Genomic DNA, 21,211 nt, shown 5'->3' with positions numbered 1-21,211 from the left:
TCGGTGTTGAAGCTTTCGACCCGGTCAGCGACGAATTTGATCGGGCGGCGCAGCAGCTTTGACAGCGCGTAAGTCGCCATCTCGTCGGCATAGATATGCACCTTGATGCCGAACGAACCGCCGACATCCTTGCATACCACGCGCACCTGCGCCTCCTCGAGGCCGAGGTGCTTGGCGGAGATATTCTGCACCATGTGCGGCGCCTGGGTGCCCTGATAGATGGTCAGTCGGGCCTCGCCCGGATTCCAGTCGGCCAGCACCGCGCGCGGCTCCAGCGTCACGCCGGTGTGACGGCCGAACACGAATTCCGCCTCGACGACCTCGTCGGATTTGGCAAAAGCCTGGTCGACTGAACCAGCATCGAGATTGCGTTCGAAAGCCAAATTGTCGCCGAGATCGGGGTGAATCACCGGCGTCTCCGGATCCAGCGCCGTGCGCATGCTGGTGACCGGCGTCAGTTCCTCGTAATCCACCGCTACATGTTCAGCCGCGTCTTCCGCCAGCGCCCGGCTGGTCGCGACGATCGCCGCGACCGCTTCGCCCTGCCAGCACACCCGGTCGATCGCGATCGCATGCTGCGGCGCCGACTTCAGCCCCTTGAGATGGGTGAGCACGCCGACCCACGGCGTGATGATTTTGGCCAGTTCGGGCCCGGTCACGACCGCAATCACCCCGGGCATCGCCTTGGCCGCAACAGTATCGATGCTGACGATCCCGGCATGTGCATAGGGCGAGCGCAGGAACACGACATGCGCCATCCGCGGCAGAATCATGTCGCTGACATATTGTCCCCGCCCCTGCATCAGCCGGTCGAGGTTCGGCCGCGGCACGGTCTTGCCGATGTAGGAATTCGGGCGGTCCAGTACCGACAGGCCGCGGTTCGGTTCGATGCCGTCATTCATGAGGCGACTCCCCGGCGTGCCAGCGCGGTCGCGGCGACGGCATCGACGATGGCGTGATAGCCAGTACAACGACAATAATTGCCGGATAGATGCTCGCGGATCTGCTCCCGGTCGGGCGCGGGCTGGTCGCGCAACAGATCCTGTGCCGCCATCAGCATCCCCGGTGTACAGTAGCCGCATTGCAGCGCATTGCGGGTCCGGAACGCGGCCTGCAGGTCGGCCACCTCTCCGCTGTCCGACAGGCCTTCGATGGTCTCGACCGCCACGCCTTCCATCTGCACCGCCAGCACCAGGCAGGCACGAACGATCTCGCCGTCGACCCGCACGGTGCAGGCGCCGCAGACACCATGTTCGCAGCCGACATGGGTGCCGGTCAGCCCCAATTGGTCGCGAAGGAAGTCAGCGAGGTTAAGTCTCGGCAATACCTGCGCTTCGACACGCTCGCCATTCACGCTCAGCCGGATCGCAACGGGTGCCGTCATGCCGACCTCCTGATTTCGAGTTCAGGCCGCCGCAGCAGCGTCGCCACGCAGAGCGACAACAATTGCCGCGCCAGATGCCGGCGCATCGCCACCGAGGCCTGCTGGTCCTCCTCCGGCTCGATCTCGGCGTCGAGAGCCGCTTGCGCCGCCGCCAGCATGGAAGGCGTGACCGGCTTGCCGACCAGATCAAACGCGGCGGAAGCGAGAAGCGGACGGTCGCCGATGGCAAAATAGCCGAGCCGCAGCTCCGCAAAGCGATCCCCGTCGAGGACGGCCGAGGCCGCCAGTCCGACGATCGCGTAATCGCCCTTGCGGCGGCTATATTCATGAAAGAAATGCGCGCTGCCGGGTCGCGCCAGCGGAAGCTCGACCGCGACCAGGATTTCGTCGGCGGCCAGCGCGGTCTGGTAGATGCCGGTGAAGAATTCATCGGCCGGAATGCGGCGCTGGCGATGCGCATCCTGCGTCACGATGACGGCGTCGAGCGCGACCATGCAGGCCGGCATTTCCGACGCCGGGTCGGCATGCGCCAGATTGCCGCCGAGCGTCCCCTTGTTGCGAATGGCCGGATGCGCGACATGCGCCATCGCCTCCGCCAGCAGCGGCGCGTACGCGGCGATTTCCGGCGAGCGCAGGATGTCGACATGGCGGGTCAGCGCCCCGATCGTGAGCCCGGCATCGGTGACCCTGACGCCACGGAGTTCATCGAGCCCGCCGATATCGATCAGCCATTCCGGCGCCGACAGCCGCAGGTTCAATGCCGGCATCAGGCTTTGGCCGCCCGACAGCAACTTCGCCGCCTCGCCATGTTCGGCGAGCAGCGCAAGTGCTTCTTTGACGGTCGACGGTTTGATATAACTGAAAGCCGAGGCTTTCATTCGTTGGCCTCCCGTGGTCCACTTAACGGAACCTGCCAGAGATTAAAGAGCGGCGCCTCGTGAACGTCAAGTTTATTTATCGAACGATTACTTCCGACGATATCAGCGCGAGCGCTGGAAGTTTCGTCGCAAAGACGGTGACGCCGGGCTTGCATCACCGCGCCATCGGTTGCCGCTGACGCGGGAGATTGGCGCGCCCGTTCAGGGCCGGTCCGCCTGCTGCTTCGCCGCAGCGAAGGTCTTGGCAACCCCGGCCAGATAGACGTCCAGCGCCGCGGCGATCATCTCCTCTTTGCTTTCGAGCACCGGCGATTCATAGATGTATTTGCGAACGCCGTAGTAAAAGATGCCGCCGTGGAACACCCAAGCCATTTCGATCTCGGACGGCGTGGGCTTGGCGCGGGTCGACAATCCAGCCTCGAACCGGCACTCCTTGATGATACGGGTCAGTATCTTGTCGCCGACCACGCTGACATAGGAACGGTTGATATCCAGCCCCTTGAGGCCCGAAAACAGATAGATCCGTAGCCAGTTACGGGTGAAGATCACGTCGGTATAGGCATTGTAGAACTGCTGCAGCCGCTCTCGAATGGGCCGCGACCGGTCGGTCAGTTTTTTCTCCCAGCCGCTCTCGAGGGGCTCGAGATAGACCGTGCGATAGACTTCCTTGATCAGGTCGTCCTTGCTCGGGAAATAGCGGTACAGCAGCGGCTGGGTAACGCCGAGCCGGCGCGCCAGTTCTCGGGTGCCGCCGTTGAAGCCTTCATCCGCGAAGAATTCAGTGGCCTGGCGGATGAAATCCTTGCGGCGATCTTCCGGAGACAGCCGCCTCCGCTTTTCCCCCGCGACCCGCGAGGTGGTTTGTTTGGCCATCGGTACGCTCAATTTAGCTTTCGGCAACGAACTGCCCGAAGCCACCCTGCGCGAACAGCAGCGGCTCGCCCCCGTTGTAGCTATAGGCCTCGACCGCACCAAGAAAAATGACGTGATCGCCGCCGTAATAGCGGTCGGCGCCGCGGCACTGGAAGGTGGCCACCGTATCGGCCAGAATCGGCGCGTTGCCAAGTCCGGCGATCCAGGACACCCCGGCAAATTTATCGATGGCGGGCGTCGCGAACTGCTTGGCCAGCGCGCGCTGCGACGCGCCCAGCACATTGACGGCAAAATGGCTGGCATTCTGGAAATGCACCATGTTCGGCGAATAAGACACCAGGCTCCACAGGATCAATGGCGGATTCAGCGACACCGACGCGAACGAGTTGCAGGTTAGACCGACCCCCGCGCCGTTTTCTCCGGCCGCCGTGATCACCGTCACACCCGTAGCGTAGTTGCCCAGCGCCTTGCGAAAGTCGCGTGGATCGAGCACCGAATTGTCGCGGGCATATTCGTTCTCGGGGTCGTTTGGATGTGAGGCCGTGGTCATCCCGCGCGTCCTAAAGGGTCAGGTTTTCCGAGGGAAGATCGAGCGCGACGCGGCCGTAATTGGTGCCGGCGGCATCGAAGCTGAAGGCGATATGAGCGTTGATCGCATGTGCGTCCCTGAACTGGCGCTGCAGCGCGCCACTGCTATAGAGCCCACGGGCACCGCTGGCGGCGAATAGCAGCGACACCGCCTCGGTGCACAGCCCGACCGAAAAAGCGCCGTCGCGACGATATCTGGTCTTCTCCGCCATGTCAGGTACGTAACCGCGGCGCGCATCGGCCATCGCCTCGATGCAGGTGCGCCGCATGATCAGCCGCGCGGCATCGATCTTGGCCGAGGCTTCCGCCACCTTGATCTGGGTGGTCTGCAGATCACTGAGCTTGGCGCGGTTGTAAGTCGAGGCGCGGTGCCGGGCGATGCCAACATAATCATCGAGGCAGGCCTGCGCGTTGCCGAGCGAAACCCCCGACAGCACGAAGGCGAACAAAGCGAAAACCGGAAGCGCGAACAGCGCGCCGGGATTGACGTCGCTGCCCGGCGACGGCCCGCCGGCGACATCGCGCACGGCCAGAGTCATGTAATCGGGGACAAAAACGTCCTTGACCTCGACATCGTTCGAGCCTGTACCCTTCAGGCCCGAGGACTTCCAGGTGTCGATGATCGTATAGGCCTGCTTCGGCAGCAGAAACACGCGGTACTCGACGCCATCGGCCTCATCTTCCGACGACACGATGCCCGCCAACATGTTCCAACCGCTGGGATCGACGCCCGACGAGAACGGCCAGCGTCCCGACAACGAATAGCCGCCCGGTACTTTCTTCGCCCGCCCTGCCGGGAACACGAAGGACGACGCGATCAGCGCGTCCGGCTCATGGCTCCAGATCGCATCCTGGGCGCGGCGATCGAACATGCCGAGCATCCAGTGGTGGCTGGCGAGATTGACCACGTTCCAGGCCACCGACGCATCGGCCTGTGCCAGGATGTCGGCCACATCGATCAACGCGACGTAGTCGAGTTCGGAGCCACCGACGCGTTTTGGCTGCAGAATGCGAAACAGGCCCGCCTGATGCAGGTCCCGCTCGGTCTCCGGCGGCAACCGGCGCAACTCCTCGGTGGTCGCAACCCGGCCCAGCAATTCCGGAAGCAGCGCCTGCGCCCGCGCCAACATCCCGGCATAGTCGGCATCCGGCTGCCCCGAAAGCAAAGGCGAATCCAATCGATGAAGGCGGCTCGTCATGGTGACCTCCCTGCTCGCGCTCAATGAGCCGCGAGCTTGCTGGCGATGTCCGGCTTCATGTGCGGGCGATCCAGATACAGCGAGGCCTTCAGCCCCTCGGCGTCCTGGGTTGCGAATTCCGACAGCAATTTCATTTCCGGGATACGCGAACGGTCGAGCGTGGTGACATCCGGCCAGTCGATCTCGATCAGATTGCCGGTGGGGTCGCGCAGATACATCTGCACGCAGCCGTCGGGTAATTCATTCACGGGATTGCGGAACGCCGTATAGTCGAGCGCGCCGATCTTCTTCGCGGCCTCGTAGGCGGCATGAAAATCATCAACGTCGAGCGCGAAGTGCTGATAGGTCGGAATGCTGTCTTCGAGCTGGAACAGATGCAGTTGCAGGTCGCCGCAGCGCAGATAGCGCGTCTTGAAGCCGAAATTATAGGTGGGGATCGTCTCCATGCCGAGCACCTCGACATAGAACCGCGCGGATTCGTCGAGGTCGCGCGAGCCGATCGACAAATGATTGAAACCGGTGACTTTCATTTTGACGCCTCCCTGAATTTATCAATCGATAAATAGATCAAGTGCTGGATCCACGCAAGATGTTTCCGTACCTTGCCGTCGGTGTGCGATGCGCGTAACGCCCGGCAACGCCTTGCACTGCAATATAATTCGCGCCTCACCCCCGCGGCGCCGGCAAATTACCGCGGCCTTTTTGCCGAGTTGCCGCTGCGTTGCCAAGCCACGCCAGCCGTGCCATCAGGCAACCCGGCTGCCGCGCACCGCCCCGGAGACACTTCGTGCATCTTGAACTCGTATCGATCGCGACCGACGCTGAGCCGCTCGACGGCATTTTCTACACTCCGACCGCCCGCGGCATCAAAGCCTCGGCGCTGCTGTTTCACGGCAACTGCCATAATTTCTACATGGGTCCGTCCCGCTTCATGCCGGAAGTGCTGGTGGCGCAGGGCATTGCCTGTCTGGCCTTCAACCGGCGCGGCCACGACATGGTGACGTCGTTGCACGGTCGCACGATCGGCGGCGGCTCGTTCCAGCTTGCGCATGAGGCGATCGCCGACAACCGCGCGGCGTCCGACTGGCTCGCCACGCGCGGCCATCTTCATCCGATTATCATCGGTCACAGCAATGGCGGCATGCTCGCCGCGCAACATTGCGCCGACGATTACGGCCAACCGCGCGCGCTGGTGCTGATGTCGGCGCATGTCGGCGGTACCGAGAACGTGCCACAGATGAGCCGCGCCGGCATGTTCGCGCAGGACCGCCTGGCAGAACTGACCGCGCAGGCGGAAGCCATGGTGGCGCGCGGCGCGGGACGCGAATTGATGCTGCTGCCGGACGGGTGGTGGGTGATCAGCGCGGAAAGTTTTATCGACCGCGCGCGTCATACGCCAAGCACCGTCGGTAACGCGCCAAAGGTGCGCTGCCCGTCGCTCTATCTGCGCGGCGACCGGGAGGCGCCGGAATCCTACCCGGTCGAGGCCTTTGCCGCCGCCGCCGGGGCGCCGTGCGAAGCACGCATCATTCCGGATTGCGACCATTTCTACACCGGCCGAGAGGACGACGTCGGCCGGCAGGTGGTCGACTGGGTCGTGAAGACCTGCAAGATTGGCTGACTGCGGCTAGTCCGCCGTCCACCCACCGTCGATGACCAGCGACGATCCCGTCATCAGCGCTGACGCGTCGGAGGCCAGAAACACCAGCGCCCCCATCAGATCTTCCACCTGCCCAACCCGGCCAAGCTTGATCTTCGACAACACGCTTTCACGAAACGCGGCGTTCTCGAAGAACGGCCTGGTCATCGGCGTTTCAATGAAGGTGGGACACAGCGTGTTGCTGCGAATGCCGAACGCGGCGAGATCGAGAGCCATCGACTTGGAAAAACCCTCCATGGCCCATTTCGACGCGCAATACAGCGAGCGGTTAACACCGCCAACCTGCCCCATCTGCGACGACATATGGATGATCGAGCCTTTGACGCTCGCCACGCGCATCCGTCGCGCCACCGCCTGCGCCGCGAAATAGGAGGCACGGACGTTGAGGTTCATCACGCTGTCAAAATCCTCGACGGGAACGTCGAGGAACGGATTCGGACGGTTGGTGCCGGCGTTGTTAACGAAGATATCGAACGGCTGCGCGGCTTCGATCGCAGCGGCGAAGGCCGCGATGTCGGTGACGTCAAGCGCGAGGCTGTCGGCCTGTTGGCCGCGATCACGCAGCGCCGCGGCGGCTTCCTCGATCTCGGCCGAGGTCCGCGCGCACAACGTGACATGCGCGCCATGCTCGGCCAGGGCCGCGGCCGCCGCAAGGCCGATGCCACGCCCGGCGCCGGTCACCAGCGCCCGGCGACCGTCGAGCCGAAATGAGGGCGTGGTTGGCAGCGGAGCCGAACTCATTCCGCCGCACCGCCATAGGGAATGTTGCGGCCGCCATAGCGGCGGACGCGGACATTGGCCTGCTCGGCGTGGCCGACAAAGCCTTCCAGCAGACAGAGCCGCGAGCAATAGGCACCGATCATCGCCGATGCCTCGTCGGTGAGCACCCTCTGATAGGTCACGGTCTTCATGAACTTACCGACCCACAGCCCGCCGGTGTAACGCGCCGCCTTGGCCGTCGGCAGCGTATGGTTGGTGCCGATCACCTTGTCGCCGAACGCGACATTGGTGCGCGGTCCCAGGAACAGGGCGCCATAATTCGTCATGTGCTTGAGAAAGTAATCGGGATCGCGCGTCATCACCTGGACGTGCTCGGAAGCGATATCGTCGGCGACCTTCACCATTTCCTCTTCGGAATCGCAGAGGATCACCTCGCCATACTCTTCCCATGCCTTGCGGGCGACGGCTGCGGTCGGCAGGATCCGCAGCAAGCGCTCGATCTCAGCCATCGTATCCCGCGCCAGTTTGGCGGAATTGGTGAGCAGAATAGCGGGCGAATTCGGCCCATGCTCGGCCTGGCCAAGCAGATCGGTCGCGCAAATTTCGCCGTCAACGGTGTCGTCGGCAATCACCAGCGTTTCGGTCGGCCCCGCGAACAGGTCGATGCCGACGCGGCCGAACAATTGCCGCTTGGCCTCGGCGACATAGGCGTTGCCCGGCCCTACCAGCATGTCGACGGCGGCGATCGACTGCGTGCCGATCGCCATCGCGCCAACCGCCTGGATGCCGCCGAGGCAATAGATTTCATCAGCGCCGGCCATATGTTGCGCGGCGACGATCGCCGGTGCCGGCTTGCCCTGATAGGGCGGCGCACAGGTGACGATACGGTCGACGCCGGCCACCTTCGCGGTGATCACCGACATATGCGCCGAGGCCAGCAGCGGATACTTGCCGCCGGGCACGTAGCAGCCGACTGAATTGACCGGGATGTGCTTGTGGCCGAGCACGATGCCAGGCAGCGTCTCCACCTCGACGTCCTTCATCGAGTGGCGCTGATGCTCCGCAAAATTGCGGACCTGGGTCTGCGCGAATTTGATATCGTCGAGGTTGCGCTGCGACAGCTGCGCCAGACAGCCCTTGATCTCGGCATCGGTGAGGCGGTAGTCGGTCCGATCCCAGTGATCGAATTTCACCGACAAGTCACGAATGGCCGCGTCACCGCGCTTCTCGATATCCGCCAGCATCGCCTCGACGGCCACGCGGACACTCTGATCGTCTTCGGCGCGCAATGTCGCATCGCGACCGCGCTTAAGATACTGCGCCATCAATGGCTCTCCCTGATCGTTTGATTTTTGTGCGACAATGATCATGTCGATGGTTGGTCGAAAGACATGTCACGGCCCGGTGCCGAGGCGAAGCATTGCGGTCTGGTCGTCGAAAAAGCAACCGCCCGGCGCGGAAGCGTCTGCGCATCAGCGGGCTTGCGCGGCGCCGATGCCGGCGATGGCGCAGACTTCGTCATTGTCCGACGTGTCGCCGGAGATACCGACCGCGCCTACCACGTGATTGTCAGCATCGCGGATCAGCACGCCACCGGCGACCGGCACCATGCGCCCGCCGCTGGCCGCGGCCAGCGCGCCGAAGAACACCGGCATTTTCTGCGATCGCTCGCCGAGTTCACGGGAGTCGAAGCCCATGCCCAGCGCGCCATAGGCCTTGCCACTCGCAATCTCGACGCGGAAAATTCCGGAATGGTCCTCGCGTTTCAGCGCCACCAGATGACCTCCGGCGTCGAGCACGGCGACCGTCAGCGGCGCCAGTTCGAGCTCCCGGCCCTTTTTCAGCGCGGCATCAATCAGCGTTTCCGCGAAGCGGAGAGTGAGGCAGGTCATCAAAGTGTCCTTGCAGGAGTCTGTTGAATTCCAAGCGGACGCGCGCGCAGCGTGACAGAAGAGACCATTGCGGCGACGAGAGAAATCTGTTTATCGAATGATTATTAAGTTTTCAAGCGCGCGGCGTTGCCGTCGCATCGCTTTCGACAGCCGGAGTTGGATCGCATGAGCAAGATAGTCGGATTGATCGGCCTCGGCATCATGGGCGGCGCCATCGCGCCCAATCTGATCGAGCGTGGCTGGACCGTAATCGGCTATGACGTCGATGCGGCCCGTACGCGCGCGCTGGCCGCGGCAGGCGTCACCATTGCCGCTGGCATCGCCGACGTCGTCAAGGCGGCCGAACTGGTGATGACCAGCCTGCCCAGCCCCGCCGCGGCGTTTGCCGTAGCGGAGGAGATCAGCCGCTCCGGCGAGAGCCCGCGCATCGTCATGGAGCTGAGCACGCTGGCGATCGCCGACAAGCTGCGCTTTCGCGAGATTCTTGCGACTGCCGGACATATCGCACTGGATTGCCCGCTGAGCGGAACCGGCGCGCAGGCCGCCACCCGCGACCTCATCGTCTATGCCAGCGGCGACAGTGCGGCGATTGCGAAATGCACCGCGCTGTTCGCTGATTTCAGCAAGCAGAGCGCGGATCTTGGCGTCTATGGCAATGGCAGCCGGATGAAGTTCGTCGCCAACCACCTTGTGGCTATCCACAATGTCGCGACCGCCGAAGCGATGGTGTTGGCGCAGCGCGCCGGACTCGATCTGCGGCAGGTGGTCGAGCTGGTAGGCCCCGGCGCCGGTGGATCGCGCATGTTCCAGATGCGAGCGCCAATGATGGTGTCGGGCGTCTACGAACCCGCGACGATGCGGATTTCGACCTGGAAGAAGGACATGTCGATCATCGGCGCTTTCGCCGAGGAACTGAACTGCCCGACGCCGATGTTCGCGCTGACGCAGCCAGTCTATACTGAAGCCATGGAGATGGGCCTCGGTGACAAGGACACCGCGGCGGTATTCGAGGTGCTCGACAAGCGCGCACCTGCCAAATAGGTCTCAGGTTTCCAACTGTGGCGCTACGCGGTCGCGGAACAGCGCCGTCGTGCGCTCGGCCTCGGCCTTTAGCACGCTGGCGAACAGCGCCGCGGCGGGCGTCATCAGCTTGCGCGACGGCTCGATCAGGATGAAGTCGGAATACATCGGCGGGTCGGCCAGCGGCCTAATATCGAAGCGGTCGCGGTCGATGTCGGAGGACATCATCACGAAGGGCAGCACGACGACCCAGTCGGTCGCTGCGACAAACTCCAGCGTTCCCATCATCGCGTCCATCTCCAGCCGGCGGGCGACATTGACGCCGTTGGTGGTGAAATAAGTCTCGATATTGCGTCGCCGCGTGTTCTGCTTGCCGGGCAGCACCACTTTCAACGGCCCGAGGCTGGCCAGGCTGACGGGCATCAGATGCTGGCCGTCGTTGCGCTTCGCCGTTACCAGCATTTCGCGGTCGTGCAGCAGCAGCTGGCTCGAGAGCCCGACCGCGCCCTCGAACGCCGGCACCACGGCGAGGTCTAATTCGCCCTTCAGCAGGAGGTCGGTGAGCACCCCGGAATAGGCCTCGATGATACTGATGTCCGCGCCAGGTGAGATCTGCAGGAACTTGTCCAGGGTCGGCGCGAGGATGGAACGCGAGATTGTCGGCATCACCCCGATCCGCGCAAGCCCGCCATTCTGACGGACAGCAACCTCATGGTGCGCTGCATCAAGGCGCTTCAGAATATCGACACAATCAAGATAATATTGCTTGCCGGCCAGCGTGGCCTCGATTGCCCGGCCGTTGCGGCCAAACAGGGCAGTGCCGAGTTCGTCTTCCAGCATCCTCACATGCTGCGAGATGCCGGATTGCGTTGCGCCCTCCCGCTCGCCCGCGGCGGTAAAGGACCCTTCCTCGAACACCGCGACGAACGACTTCAACTGCCTGAGCGAGACCATCCATCAACAACCTTGATGCGAGACAGTAGAAATAATCATTTTTTATACTGGAAGACAATCTCTAGGCTGCATTGAACAAGATTGGGAGGCACTTCATGCAACTTGGCTTCTTCACGATGCCAATCCATCCGCTTGACAAGGACTGGCGCCAGACCCTGGCGGAGGACCGCGAGGCGTTCCTGCTCGCCGACGAGCTCGGCTTCAGCGAGGCCTATGTCGGCGAGCATGTCACCGACCGCGCCGAGAATATCACGTCCTGCGTGGCTTTCATTGCCTGGATCGCCGCGGCGACCAAGCAAATCAAGCTCGGCACCGGCACCGTCAATATGCCGAACAGCCATCCCGCCTCGGTCGCGGCGACGCTGGCAATGCTCGACCATATGCTCGACGGCCGTTTCATTTTCGGCATCAGCCCCGGCGGGCTGCTGTCCGACGCCGAGGTATTCGGCAATCTGGAAGCCAACCGCAACGAGATGTTCCTCGAAGCCATCAACCAAATTCTGGAAATTTGGACGTCCGAACCGCCATACAATCTCAAGGGCAAGTACTGGAACCTGTCGACCGAAAAGACGCTGGTCAAGGAAATCGGCCAGGGCTACATCCCGAAGCCGCTGCAGCGGCCGCATCCGCCGATCGTCGTCACCGCCGTCGCGCCGTTCTCCAAGGGTGTCACCGAAGCCGCGATCCGCGGCTGGGACCCGATCTCGGCGAACTTCCTGATGCCGGCCTGGGTAAAGAGCCACTGGCCGAAATATGCCGAGGGCTGCGAGCGTGGCGGCCGCGTCGCCGATCCCGCCAATTGGCGCGTTGCCAAAAGCATATTCGTCGCCGACGACGCTGCCAAGGCCAGGGCCTACGCGACCGATCCCGACGGTCCCTATGTCTATTACTACCGCTCGCTGTTCACCAAGCTGAAGAAGAACGGCCGCATCGAGCTGTTCAAGACCCATCGCGACCAGCCCGAAGACGAGGTTACGCTCGATATGGTAGTCGACAAGCTGGTGATCTTCGGCACGCCGGACAGCGTCGCCGACCAGATCCTCGCCTTTCAGCAAGAGGTCGGCGAATTCGGTACGCTGCTTTATGCCGGCAAGGACTGGAAGGATCGCGAACTCGGGCGACGCTCGATGATCCTGATGGCCGAAAAGGTGCTGCCGCTGGTCAACGCCGCGGCCCCGACGCGCGTGGCGGCTGTCGCCTAGAAGCGCGGCGGCGCACGAAGGAAAGCGAGACATCCATGGCATTGAGTGCTCGCATTCCCGCCATTCACTGATCCACCGCCATTACGGCGTCACCCTGATGACCAGCAGCGCACTCGGCGACTGGTATCGAAACGAGACTGGGCCGGTTTGACAGATCGCCGCCGTCGCTGCATTGCGGGCCGAAATTTGCTAAATATTCACTTGATAAATTAGAGCGGGTGGAGGACACAGGATAGAGTGCAGAAGCAAGCGATCGGCGATCGTTGCAAAAGTCAAAGCCGCCACCAAGAAGCGGCTGAAGTATCATAAATTCGTATGTCGCATGCAACTGCGCCCTACCCTTCGCGTGCCGCTCACGGCAAATGACAAAGGGACGGTACCGTTGATTTCCGGGAGGGATACATGGCCATGTCGGTTGAAACATCTGTCAATGCAGGCCGCGGCGAAGCCGCCGTCGCCATGCTTGTTCGGCCTTTGGGCTGAGTATGCAGTTCTGGATCATTCAGTCGCTGAACAGCCTGTCGCTTGGTGCGCTGCTGTTTCTGCTGGCTTCCGGCTTCTCGCTGATCTTCGGCCTGATGCGGCTCGCCAATCTGACGCATGGCGCGTTCTTCATGATGGGCGCCTATTTTGGCGCCGTCGCGCTTCGCACCTTCGAGGGTATTAATTTCTGGCTCGTAGCGGTCGGCAGCGGCCTGCTGGTCGCCGCCTTCGGCGGCCTGTTCGAGCGCCTGGTGTTGCGCCGACTCAGCGCCAACCCGCTTGGCCAGGTGCTGGTCACGCTCGGCATGTCGCTGATCATTGCCGACGCCTGCCTGATCCTGTGGGGCGGCGATCCGATCCCGGTGCCGACCCCCGCCTATTTCCAGGCGCCGACGCGCATGTTCGGTCTGGTGTTTCCAACCTACCGGCTGGTGATCGTGGCCTGCGCGCTGGCGGTGTCGTTCGCGCTCTATCTGCTGCTGGAGCGCACAAGAATCGGCGCGATGATCCGCGCCGGTGTCGATGACCGGCAGATGGCACGCGCCGTCGGCATTCCCGTGTCGAAATTGTTCACCGCCGTGTTCTGCCTCGGCGCCGGTATCGCCGGCGCCGGCGGCGTGCTCGGCGGGCCGGTGCTCTCCGCCTATCCCGGCCTTGACGCCGACATGCTGCCGCTGGCGCTGATCGTGGTCATCCTGGGCGGCGTCGGCAGCCTGCTCGGAGCCTTTATCGGCAGCTTCATCATCGGCTTCATCTACACATTCGGCGCCGCGCTGGTTCCGGATCTGGCCTACATCATTCTGTTCCTGCCGATGATCGCGGTAATCGCGTTCCGCCCGCGCGGACTGTTCGGGCGGCTGACGACATGAAGAAACTCGCTATCCTTTTCCTTGCCGGTCTGCTGATTACGCTGCCGCTGTTTTCCGGAGACTTCTACGTCAATCTGAGCACGCAGGTGCTGATCGCCGTGGTGTTTGCGATGAGCCTAAATCTGCTGGTCGGCTACGGCGGCATGACGTCGCTCGGTCACGCGACCTATATGGGGCTCTCCGCCTACATCGTGGCGATCCTGACTACGCGTTACGGCATCGGCAATGGCGCCGCGGCACTGATCTCGATCATCGGCACTACGCTGTGCGCCGCTTTGTTCGGCCTGCTGGCCTTGCGCGCGACCGGACTGAGCTTCCTGATGATCACGCTGGCGATGTCGCAGGTGCTGTGGGGTCTGGCCTACCGGATGACCTCGGTGACCAATGGCGACAACGGCATTTCCGGCATTACCCGGCCGCTGCCATTAGGCATCTCGCTGGAAAGCCCCGCGGCCTATTACTGGTTCACGCTGATGATCGGCGCGCTGGCCTTCGGCGCCATGGCGATCTTCGTGACCTCGGCGTTCGGCTCGTCGCTGAAGGGCGTCCGTGACCAGCCGCGCCGGATGGCCGCGCTCGGCTTCAATCCATGGATGATCCGCTGGATCACCTTCATCTATGCCGGTTTCTGGGCGGGCATCGCCGGGCTGCTCTACGTCTACTATCACAAATACATTCATCCGACCTCGCTCTCGATCACCAACTCCGCCGAGGGCTTGCTCGGCGTGATTGCCGGCGGCTCGGGCACGCTGGGCGGCCCAGTGGTCGGCGCGGCGCTGGTCAGCCTGCTGAAGAATTACGCCTCCGCCTATATCGAACGCTGGAACATGCTGCTCGGCATCATCTTCCTGCTGATCGTGCTGTTCATGCCCACAGGCATCGTGCCCGGCGCGCGCAAGCTGGTCGACCGATTACGGAGGACGCAGCCATGACGACAGCGGAATACGCGCTCGAAATCACCAATCTCTGCAAGGCTTTCGGCGGACTGGCCGTGACCAAGAATGTGTCGCTGAAAGTCCGGCCCGGCGAACGGCGCCTGATGATCGGTCCGAACGGCGCCGGCAAGACGACCCTGTTCAACCAGATCACCGGCGACATGTTGCCGAATTCCGGCCAGGTCAAACTGTTCGGCCGCGACATCACCCGGCTGCGGCCCGACCAGCGCGCGCATTGCGGGCTGTCGCGCACCTACCAGATCATCACGCTGTTCACGCAGGATACGCTGGAGCACAACGTGACGCTGGGACTGATGGGCCTGCGCCGCGAGCGCTGGCAACCGGTCCGGTCGCTGGCGTCCTATGGTGATCTGGCGCGCGAATCGCGCCGTATCCTCGCCATGGTCGGGCTCGAGGATCGCGCCTCGCATCCGGTCTCCGATATCGCCTATGGCGAAAAACGCCGCGTCGAACTGGCGATGGCGCTGGCGCAAAAGCCGCGTCTGCTGCTGTTGGACGAGCCGCTGGCCGGTCTGTCGAGTTCGGAACGGACCACGGTCAAGGCGCTGATCGCGGCGATCCCGCGCGAAACCGCGGTGATCATGATCGAGCACGACATGGATACGGCGCTCGATCTCGCCGAAACCGTGACGCTGCTGAATTACGGCAGCGTGATCGTCGACGGCGAGCGCGACGCGGTGATCGCCGACGCCAAAACCCGCGAGGTGTATCTTGGCAACTGACGCGCTCACCCTAAGCCATGTCGATGCGTTCTATGGCGACAGCCATGTGCTGCACGGCGTCAGCTTCGCTTTGCAGGCCGGCCAGGTGCTGGCGCTGCTGGGACGCAACGGCGCCGGAAAGACCACCTGCATCTCGACGATCGTCGGTTTCCTGACGCCGCCGCGGGGCGAGATCCGCCTGTTCGGAACCCCGATCACCGGCCTCAGCCCGGAACGGATTTCCCGGCTTGGTATTGGCCTGGTACCGCAGGGTCGCCGGATCTTTCCGTCGCTGTCGGTGCGCGAGAATCTCGTTGTCGCGCGTCAGCGTCTCAACGAGACCGATCGCCCCTGGACGCTCGAGCGCATCTTCGAGATGTTCCCGCGGCTGCGGGAACGCCACGCGCAATATGCCGGCACCTTGTCCGGCGGCGAGCAGCAGATGCTGGCGATCGGCCGCGCGCTGATGGGCAATCCATCGGTACTGCTGCTGGACGAACCGTCCGAAGGGCTGGCACCACTGATCGTCGCCGAGGTCGGCCAGACCATCAAGAGACTGAAGTCCGAAGGACAATCGATCATCCTGGTCGAACAGAACCGCCGACTGGCACTCGATGTCGCCGACCAGGCCGTGATCCTTAACACCGGGCGATGCGCTTTTGTGGGGACTGCCGACCAGGTCCGCACCGATGAGGACCTTGTCGCCCAGCACCTCGGCGTCTACCACGCCCATTGATCAATCGGAGCAATGGATTTGGCAGACGCTGTTGAAAAGACCTGGTCCCTGAACGTGAATGGCGACGCTGTGAGCGTCGCCGCGAATGAGGATCTCTCCTTGCTGATGGCGTTGCGTCAGGACCTCAATTTGAAGGGAACGCGCGTCGGTTGCGCGCAAGGCAATTGCGGCGCCTGCACCGTGCTGCTCGACGGCCGGCCGATCCAGTCCTGCACCACCCCGATCTCCGTGGTTGCCGATCGCAACATCGTGACCGTCGAAGGGCTAAACCGCGATGGCGCGCCGGGTCGGTTGCAGCGCCTGTTCCTCGACGAGCAGGCCGCGCAATGCGGCTATTGCATCAACGGCATCTTGATGACTGTCACCGGACTTCTCGACCGCTCGCCACCGGCGGATCGCCGCGAGATCGTGGCCACGCTGGACGAGCGCCACCTGTGTCGCTGCGGCGCGCAGGGTCGCATTCTGCGCGCGATCGATCGGGCAATGACTGGCCAGCCGGGGAGCGCGTCATGACGCAGCTTCCCGCCAACCTGGCGCTCAATCCGCGGCTCAACCGATGGGTCTCGATCGACGGCCCGGATGTCATCACCATCCGCACCGGCAAGGTCGAGCTCGGCCAGGGCGCGGTCACGGCGATCGCCGCCATTGCGGCCCGCGAACTCGGCGTCGATCTCGCTGACATCCATATGCAGCCGACCGACACCGATTCCTCGCCGGACGAAGGCTATACCGCCGGAAGCTTCTCGGTCGAGCATGGCGGCTCGGCGATGCGCTGGGCCTGCGCGCAAGTGCGCGAATTGTTTGCCCAGCGGGCGCAGGCTGTACTCGGCGAAGGCGCGATCGACGTCGTGGCCGGCGTCTTCACGCGGTCGACGCGCAACGAAGGCCTCAGCTACTGGGACATGGCCGCGGATGTCGATCTAAATCGCTCGAGCGCCGATCTGCCGCCGCCGCAGCTGCGCGGTGGGACGATCGACGCGGGCCTGCTGCGACGACTGGACCTCGCCGGCAAGCTGACCGGCGCGGCCTTCATCCAGGACATGACGCTGCCGCGGATGCATTACGGCCGCGTACTGTGCGGCGCCCATCCCCGCGACCGCCTGGTCTCGTTCGACAATGACAAGGTGGCCGCCCTGTCCGGCGTCATCGCCGTGGTCCTCGATGGGAGCTTCATGGGCGTGGTCGCCCGCCGTGACGAGCAGGCGTTGCGCGCGATCGAAGTCGCCGCCCGAACGGCGCAATGGCGGCGCGAAGCCGAGTTGCCCGAGACGGCCGATCCGCATGACTGGATCGCGGCATTAACGCCGCGCAGCACAACCTTTCTCGCCGACGACGGTCCGGAGCCGATGGCGGTGCTTCGCCATCACGCCGTCTATTCCCGCCCGTTCATCGCGCATGCCTCGATCGGACCATCCTGCGCGGTGGCGATGTGGGAGGCCGATCACGTGACGGTCTGGTCGCACTCGCAGGGTATCCATCCGTTACGCGGCGCGCTGGCGCGGACGCTGCACCTCGACAAGCAGCAGGTGCGGGTGATCCACGCCCAGGGCGCCGGCTGCTATGGCCACAACGGCGCCGACGACGTGGCCCTTGACGCCGCATTGCTGGCGCGCGCGGCAAAAGTGCCGGTGATGTGTCAGTGGACACGCGCCGACGAACTGAGCTGGTCGCCGTTCGGCGCGGCGATGCGGGTCGAACTGCAAGGCGCACTCGACGCCGCCGGGCAGATTGTGGAATGGCAACACGCGGTGTGGAGCCCGCCGCATCTGGCACGGCCCGGCTTCGGCGACGGCGTCAATCTGCTGGCCGCGCAGCAGATCGATCCGCCGCATCCGCCAGGCCCGCCCAACGAGGCGCCGCGCCCCTATGGCGGTGGCGACCGCAACGCGGTGCCGCTGTATCGGCTGGGCAAGCGCGGCATCACCCATCATCTGCTGCCGCAGGGGCCGCTGCGCAGCTCCGCGCTGCGTTCGCTCGGCGCGCATTGCAACGTGTTCGCGATCGAAAGTTTCATGGATGAGCTGGCAGCGCTGGCCGGCATCGATCCGGTCGAGTTTCGGCTGCGTCACCTCGAGGAGCCGCGCGCCGAAGCCGTGATCCGCGCCGCGGCCAAATTGTCCAAGTGGGACCCGGCCGATCGCGGCGGCGAAGGTGTTGGTCGCGGCATTGGTTTCAGCCGCTACAAGAACCACGGCGCCTATTACGCGGCGGTCGCGACTGTCGAGGTTACGGACGTGATCACCATCAAGGACGTCTACGGCGTACTCGACGCCGGCGAGATCATCCACCGCGACGGCACAATCAACCAGGTCGAAGGCGGCGTCATCCAGGCAGCCAGCTGGACGCAGAAAGAACAGGTACCATGGACCCGCGACGGCTTCGCGGTGCGCTCATGGGACGACTACCCGATCCTGAACTTCTCCGAGATCCCGCGCATCCACACCGAGATCATCGAACTTCCCGGCGAAGCCGCGCTCGGCGCCGGCGAATGCGCGGCCGGTCCCATCGCCGCGGCGATCGGCAATGCGATTGCCCATGCGCTCGGCGCTCGCGCCCGCGACATGCCCCTCACCTTTGAGCGGATCGAAGCCGCCATCAACGCGCTATGAGCAAGGAATCGTCATGAAGATCGGAATCTGCGGCACGGGACGAATGGGCGCGGCCATTGCGCAACGCGTGATGGCGCAGGGGCATGACCTCACGGTGTGGAATCGCGACCGCGCCAAGACGCAGTCGCTGGTCGACGCCGGCGCCAGACATGCGGAGTCGCCGGCGGCGCTGGTCGCGGCATCCGACATCGTCATCGTCATGCTGTTGAACGACGCCGCGATGCAGGCGGTCTATCACGCCGACAACGGCCTGTTGAAAGCCGACCTCGCCGGCAGACTGATCATCGACATGAGCACGGTGTTGCCGGAGACGATGGTCGAACTCGGCACCGCCGTGACCGAAGCCGGCGGTGGTTTTGTCGAATGTCCGGTCGGCGGCACCGTCGGTCCCGCGCGTGACGGCAAGCTGTTTGGCCTCGCCGGCGGCAGCGAGACCGATTTTGCGCGCGCGCTGCCGCTGCTCGAACAGCTTTGCCGCCGGACCGAACATGTCGGCAAGCTGGGGGCCGGCGCCGCGGTCAAGCTCGCCGTCAACCTGCCGCTGATGGTCTATCTGCAGGCGCTGGCGGAATCGCTGACCCTGTGCAAGCCGCTCGGTCTTCCGCCAGAACGCCTGATCGATATCCTTGCCGATACGCCCGGCGCGCCGCCCGCGCTGAAAATGCGCGCCGCCGACATCGTCAAACTACTCGTCACCGGAGAGCGCGCCGCGACGCAGTTCTCGGTCAGCGGTGGCAAGAAGGACCTGCTGACCGCCGTCAACTACGCCAAGAAGCTCGGCACCACGTTGCCTGTCGCCGCCAGCGCCGCCGCCGTTTTCGCCGAGGCCGAAGCGGCAGGCCTGGGCGACACCGACGTCATCAGCGGCATGCCGGCTTTCTGGTCCACGCGCACATCGTAACCTCACCACGATCGGGAACGCTCGAATGATTAATGCCGCTATCATCGGACTGGGCTGGTGGGGACAGACCATCGCCCGCGCGCTGGCATCGAGCGAGGTTGTCAAGCCGCTGCTCGGCGTCGACCCGCTCGACAGCGCGCGCAACAGGATCTCGACCGAACTGGGCATCGCGACCTGCGCCGGCTTCGAGGAAGCGCTGCAGCGCGCCGACATCCAGGCCGTGATCCTGTGTTCGCCGCAGACCGAGCACGCGACGCAGATCGAGGCCGCGGCCCGCGCCGGCAAGCATGTATTCTGCGAGAAGCCGCTCTGTACGACGGCCGCCGAAGCCGAGCGCGCCATCGCCGCCGTGCGCGAGGCCGGCGTGACGCTGGGCATCGGGCACGAACGCCGCTTCGAACCGGCGGTGATCGACATGAAGCGACGATTCACCGACGGAGAATTCGGTGAAGCACTCGTCTTCGAGGCCAATTTCAGTCAGGATAAGTTCCTGTCGCTGCCGGCCGACAACTGGCGGCTGTCGCCGACCGACAACCCGGTTGGCCCTTTATCCGCCACCGGGATCCATCTCGTCGATCTCTCGATCTCCTTCCTCGGCCAGCCGAAGCAGGTCTGGGCGCATCTCGCCACCCGCGGCAGCCACTTTGCCAATGGCGACATGCTGTCGATCATGCTGACCTTCGAGTCCGGCGCCAGCGCCACGCTGACCGCCGTGCTCGCCACCCCCTTCATGGGGCGCCTCGCTTTGCTCGGCTCAAAAGGCTGGATGGAAATCCGCGACCGCACCCATCCCGAGCACCCGACCGGCTGGGACGTGACCCGCGTGTTGCGTGACTTAGCCCCGGTCGTCATCGACTATCCGGCGCATCCCGCCGTGCTCGACAATCTCGAGGCGTTCGGCCGTGCCGCGCTCGGCATCGGCGCCTATCCGGTGCCCCATCACGAAATGCTGGCGAACGTCCGCACCTTCGAGGCCATCAAACGTTCCGCCGCCAGCGGCCGTATCGAAACCATCTGAACACCCCCCGCAGCAACCCGAGTGCAGATCATGATCGACAAGAAAAACCGTTACGGCCGAACCGCCGCCCGCATCCATGACGCCGATGGACGCGCCCGCCGCCCGTCGTCGCTGACGGTCGATATCCATGCCCATATCGTGGTGCCGCAGGCCTCCGCCCATGCCCAACCGCATGTCGATATGAGCCGGGTCCCGCTGGCCCACTTCGCCGACGCCGCGACCCGGGAAATCAATGCGCTGCAGGATAAGGACATTGCCAATGTCATGACGACGATTGACAAGCGACTGTTCGATCTCGATGCAATGGGCATCGACATCCAGGTCGTCGCTCCCGCTCCCGGCCAGTGCTACTACTCGGTCGACGCCAAAATCGCGGAAGCCGCGCATCGCATGGCCAATGACGGCGTGGCCGAATACTGCTCGCGCCGACCCGACCGCTTCGTCGGCCTCGGCGTGGTGACGCTGCAGGAGCCCGAGGTCGCGGTACGCGAGCTCGACTACGTCATGAACGATCTCAAGCTCAAGGGCGTCCAGATCCTGACCAATGTCGACGGCCAGGAATTGTCCG

23 protein-coding genes are annotated in these 21,211 nt (G+C 63.9%); 12 read left to right on the top strand and 11 right to left on the bottom strand.

Annotation, left to right across the window (positions count from 1 at the left end; translation table 11 throughout):
* The 7 genes from Q0S16_RS17610 to Q0S16_RS17580 all read right to left on the bottom strand — a co-directional run.
* On the bottom strand, positions 1 to 902 hold a 902-nt coding region (locus Q0S16_RS17610; RefSeq protein WP_295850676.1), incomplete at its 3' end, for a molybdopterin cofactor-binding domain-containing protein.
* Positions 899 to 1,384, bottom strand: a complete 486-nt coding sequence (locus tag Q0S16_RS17605; RefSeq protein ID WP_295850673.1) for a 2Fe-2S iron-sulfur cluster-binding protein — start codon at positions 1,382 to 1,384, stop codon at positions 899 to 901. The genes Q0S16_RS17605 and Q0S16_RS17610, both read right to left, overlap by 4 nt.
* Positions 1,381 to 2,262 (bottom strand): xanthine dehydrogenase family protein subunit M, encoded by an 882-nt coding sequence (locus tag Q0S16_RS17600; protein ID WP_295850670.1) that lies wholly within the window; start codon positions 2,260 to 2,262, stop codon positions 1,381 to 1,383. Before Q0S16_RS17600 ends, Q0S16_RS17605 begins: the two co-directional genes overlap by 4 nt.
* A gap of 201 nt (positions 2,263 to 2,463) precedes the next feature.
* Positions 2,464 to 3,135, bottom strand: a complete 672-nt coding sequence (locus Q0S16_RS17595; protein WP_295850667.1) for a TetR/AcrR family transcriptional regulator — start codon at positions 3,133 to 3,135, stop codon at positions 2,464 to 2,466.
* Between the two features lie 13 nt (positions 3,136 to 3,148).
* A complete protein-coding gene (locus Q0S16_RS17590; protein WP_295850665.1) occupies positions 3,149 to 3,685 on the bottom strand; it encodes a flavin reductase family protein in 537 nt (178 codons plus the stop codon).
* A 10-nt stretch (positions 3,686 to 3,695) separates the two neighbouring features.
* On the bottom strand, positions 3,696 to 4,922 hold the full coding sequence (locus tag Q0S16_RS17585) for an acyl-CoA dehydrogenase family protein (RefSeq protein ID WP_295850663.1): 1,227 nt from the start codon (positions 4,920 to 4,922) through the stop codon (positions 3,696 to 3,698).
* 20 nt (positions 4,923 to 4,942) lie between these two features.
* Positions 4,943 to 5,452, bottom strand: a complete 510-nt coding sequence (locus tag Q0S16_RS17580) for a VOC family protein (protein WP_295850659.1) — start codon at positions 5,450 to 5,452, stop codon at positions 4,943 to 4,945.
* A 257-nt stretch (positions 5,453 to 5,709) separates the two neighbouring features.
* Between Q0S16_RS17580 and Q0S16_RS17575 the strand changes: the two genes are divergently transcribed.
* Complete coding sequence (locus Q0S16_RS17575; RefSeq protein ID WP_295850656.1) at positions 5,710 to 6,543, top strand: alpha/beta hydrolase; 834 nt, start codon at positions 5,710 to 5,712, stop codon at positions 6,541 to 6,543.
* A 6-nt stretch (positions 6,544 to 6,549) separates the two neighbouring features.
* Here the strand turns inward: Q0S16_RS17575 and Q0S16_RS17570 are convergent, their stop codons facing one another.
* The 3 genes from Q0S16_RS17570 to Q0S16_RS17560 form a co-directional block, all read right to left on the bottom strand.
* A complete protein-coding gene (locus Q0S16_RS17570; RefSeq protein WP_295850653.1) occupies positions 6,550 to 7,323 on the bottom strand; it encodes an SDR family oxidoreductase in 774 nt (257 codons plus the stop codon).
* Entirely contained in the window at positions 7,320 to 8,627 is a 1,308-nt protein-coding gene (gene hisD / locus Q0S16_RS17565) for a histidinol dehydrogenase (RefSeq protein WP_295850650.1), read from the bottom strand. The genes Q0S16_RS17570 and hisD overlap by 4 nt, the downstream gene beginning before the upstream one ends.
* Positions 8,628 to 8,774: 147 nt before the next feature.
* Positions 8,775 to 9,194 (bottom strand): heme-binding protein, encoded by a 420-nt coding sequence (locus Q0S16_RS17560; RefSeq protein ID WP_295850647.1) that lies wholly within the window; start codon positions 9,192 to 9,194, stop codon positions 8,775 to 8,777.
* 165 nt (positions 9,195 to 9,359) lie between these two features.
* Between Q0S16_RS17560 and Q0S16_RS17555 the strand changes: the two genes are divergently transcribed.
* Positions 9,360 to 10,235, top strand: a complete 876-nt coding sequence (locus tag Q0S16_RS17555; RefSeq protein WP_295850644.1) for an NAD(P)-dependent oxidoreductase — start codon at positions 9,360 to 9,362, stop codon at positions 10,233 to 10,235.
* A 3-nt stretch (positions 10,236 to 10,238) separates the two neighbouring features.
* On the opposite strand, the gene Q0S16_RS17550 is transcribed toward Q0S16_RS17555, so the two are convergent.
* On the bottom strand, positions 10,239 to 11,168 hold the full coding sequence (locus Q0S16_RS17550) for a LysR family transcriptional regulator (RefSeq protein ID WP_295850642.1): 930 nt from the start codon (positions 11,166 to 11,168) through the stop codon (positions 10,239 to 10,241).
* A gap of 95 nt (positions 11,169 to 11,263) precedes the next feature.
* On the opposite strand from Q0S16_RS17550, the gene Q0S16_RS17545 reads away from it, so the two are divergent.
* From Q0S16_RS17545 to Q0S16_RS17500, 10 genes are all read left to right on the top strand, one after another.
* The gene (locus Q0S16_RS17545; RefSeq protein WP_295850637.1) at positions 11,264 to 12,370 is read left to right on the top strand and encodes an LLM class flavin-dependent oxidoreductase; all 1,107 of its coding nucleotides are present in this window, start codon (positions 11,264 to 11,266) and stop codon (positions 12,368 to 12,370) included.
* A gap of 485 nt (positions 12,371 to 12,855) precedes the next feature.
* The gene (locus Q0S16_RS17540; RefSeq protein WP_295850631.1) at positions 12,856 to 13,722 is read left to right on the top strand and encodes a branched-chain amino acid ABC transporter permease; all 867 of its coding nucleotides are present in this window, start codon (positions 12,856 to 12,858) and stop codon (positions 13,720 to 13,722) included.
* Positions 13,719 to 14,654, top strand: a complete 936-nt coding sequence (locus Q0S16_RS17535; RefSeq protein WP_295850628.1) for a branched-chain amino acid ABC transporter permease — start codon at positions 13,719 to 13,721, stop codon at positions 14,652 to 14,654. The genes Q0S16_RS17540 and Q0S16_RS17535 overlap by 4 nt, the downstream gene beginning before the upstream one ends.
* Entirely contained in the window at positions 14,651 to 15,400 is a 750-nt protein-coding gene (locus Q0S16_RS17530; protein WP_295850622.1) for an ABC transporter ATP-binding protein, read from the top strand. Before Q0S16_RS17535 ends, Q0S16_RS17530 begins: the two co-directional genes overlap by 4 nt.
* Positions 15,390 to 16,115 carry an ABC transporter ATP-binding protein gene (locus Q0S16_RS17525; RefSeq protein ID WP_366517839.1) on the top strand — a complete coding sequence of 242 codons (726 nt, stop codon included), beginning with the start codon at positions 15,390 to 15,392 and terminating at the stop codon, positions 16,113 to 16,115. Before Q0S16_RS17530 ends, Q0S16_RS17525 begins: the two co-directional genes overlap by 11 nt.
* A 12-nt stretch (positions 16,116 to 16,127) precedes the next feature.
* Entirely contained in the window at positions 16,128 to 16,628 is a 501-nt protein-coding gene (locus Q0S16_RS17520; protein WP_295850614.1) for a 2Fe-2S iron-sulfur cluster-binding protein, read from the top strand.
* Positions 16,625 to 18,724, top strand: coding sequence for a molybdopterin cofactor-binding domain-containing protein (locus Q0S16_RS17515; protein WP_295850609.1), 2,100 nt, complete (start codon positions 16,625 to 16,627; stop codon positions 18,722 to 18,724). Before Q0S16_RS17520 ends, Q0S16_RS17515 begins: the two co-directional genes overlap by 4 nt.
* Before the next feature lie 13 nt (positions 18,725 to 18,737).
* A complete protein-coding gene (locus tag Q0S16_RS17510; protein WP_295850606.1) occupies positions 18,738 to 19,625 on the top strand; it encodes an NAD(P)-dependent oxidoreductase in 888 nt (295 codons plus the stop codon).
* Positions 19,626 to 19,650: 25 nt separating this feature from the next.
* Positions 19,651 to 20,643, top strand: a complete 993-nt coding sequence (locus Q0S16_RS17505) for a Gfo/Idh/MocA family oxidoreductase (protein WP_295850604.1) — start codon at positions 19,651 to 19,653, stop codon at positions 20,641 to 20,643.
* Positions 20,644 to 20,673: 30 nt separating this feature from the next.
* A partial coding sequence (locus Q0S16_RS17500; protein ID WP_295850602.1) for an amidohydrolase family protein occupies positions 20,674 to 21,211 on the top strand: 538 nt, incomplete at its 3' end.

It is taken from the genome of Tardiphaga sp., assembly GCF_025356345.1.
Taxonomy (GTDB): Bacteria; Pseudomonadota; Alphaproteobacteria; order Rhizobiales; family Xanthobacteraceae; genus Tardiphaga.
Note: the sequence above shows the minus strand (reverse complement) of the source record. Positions and strands in the feature narration are given on the sequence as shown.

Coding starts and splice junctions, on each gene's coding strand:
- Q0S16_RS17560 (WP_295850647.1), bottom strand. CDS start 9,194: ATGACCTGCCTCACTCTCCGCTTCGCGGAAACGCTGATTGATGCCGCG.
- Q0S16_RS17535 (WP_295850628.1), top strand. CDS start 13,719: ATGAAGAAACTCGCTATCCTTTTCCTTGCCGGTCTGCTGATTACGCTG.
- Q0S16_RS17520 (WP_295850614.1), top strand. CDS start 16,128: ATGGATTTGGCAGACGCTGTTGAAAAGACCTGGTCCCTGAACGTGAAT.
- Q0S16_RS17530 (WP_295850622.1), top strand. CDS start 14,651: ATGACGACAGCGGAATACGCGCTCGAAATCACCAATCTCTGCAAGGCT.
- Q0S16_RS17505 (WP_295850604.1), top strand. CDS start 19,651: ATGATTAATGCCGCTATCATCGGACTGGGCTGGTGGGGACAGACCATC.
- Q0S16_RS17555 (WP_295850644.1), top strand. CDS start 9,360: ATGAGCAAGATAGTCGGATTGATCGGCCTCGGCATCATGGGCGGCGCC.
- hisD (WP_295850650.1), bottom strand. CDS start 8,627: ATGGCGCAGTATCTTAAGCGCGGTCGCGATGCGACATTGCGCGCCGAA.
- Q0S16_RS17580 (WP_295850659.1), bottom strand. CDS start 5,452: ATGAAAGTCACCGGTTTCAATCATTTGTCGATCGGCTCGCGCGACCTC.
- Q0S16_RS17515 (WP_295850609.1), top strand. CDS start 16,625: ATGACGCAGCTTCCCGCCAACCTGGCGCTCAATCCGCGGCTCAACCGA.
- Q0S16_RS17550 (WP_295850642.1), bottom strand. CDS start 11,168: ATGGTCTCGCTCAGGCAGTTGAAGTCGTTCGTCGCGGTGTTCGAGGAA.
- Q0S16_RS17585 (WP_295850663.1), bottom strand. CDS start 4,922: ATGACGAGCCGCCTTCATCGATTGGATTCGCCTTTGCTTTCGGGGCAG.
- Q0S16_RS17600 (WP_295850670.1), bottom strand. CDS start 2,262: ATGAAAGCCTCGGCTTTCAGTTATATCAAACCGTCGACCGTCAAAGAA.
- Q0S16_RS17540 (WP_295850631.1), top strand. CDS start 12,856: ATGCAGTTCTGGATCATTCAGTCGCTGAACAGCCTGTCGCTTGGTGCG.
- Q0S16_RS17605 (WP_295850673.1), bottom strand. CDS start 1,384: ATGACGGCACCCGTTGCGATCCGGCTGAGCGTGAATGGCGAGCGTGTC.
- Q0S16_RS17510 (WP_295850606.1), top strand. CDS start 18,738: ATGAAGATCGGAATCTGCGGCACGGGACGAATGGGCGCGGCCATTGCG.
- Q0S16_RS17590 (WP_295850665.1), bottom strand. CDS start 3,685: ATGACCACGGCCTCACATCCAAACGACCCCGAGAACGAATATGCCCGC.
- Q0S16_RS17570 (WP_295850653.1), bottom strand. CDS start 7,323: ATGAGTTCGGCTCCGCTGCCAACCACGCCCTCATTTCGGCTCGACGGT.
- Q0S16_RS17595 (WP_295850667.1), bottom strand. CDS start 3,135: ATGGCCAAACAAACCACCTCGCGGGTCGCGGGGGAAAAGCGGAGGCGG.
- Q0S16_RS17545 (WP_295850637.1), top strand. CDS start 11,264: ATGCAACTTGGCTTCTTCACGATGCCAATCCATCCGCTTGACAAGGAC.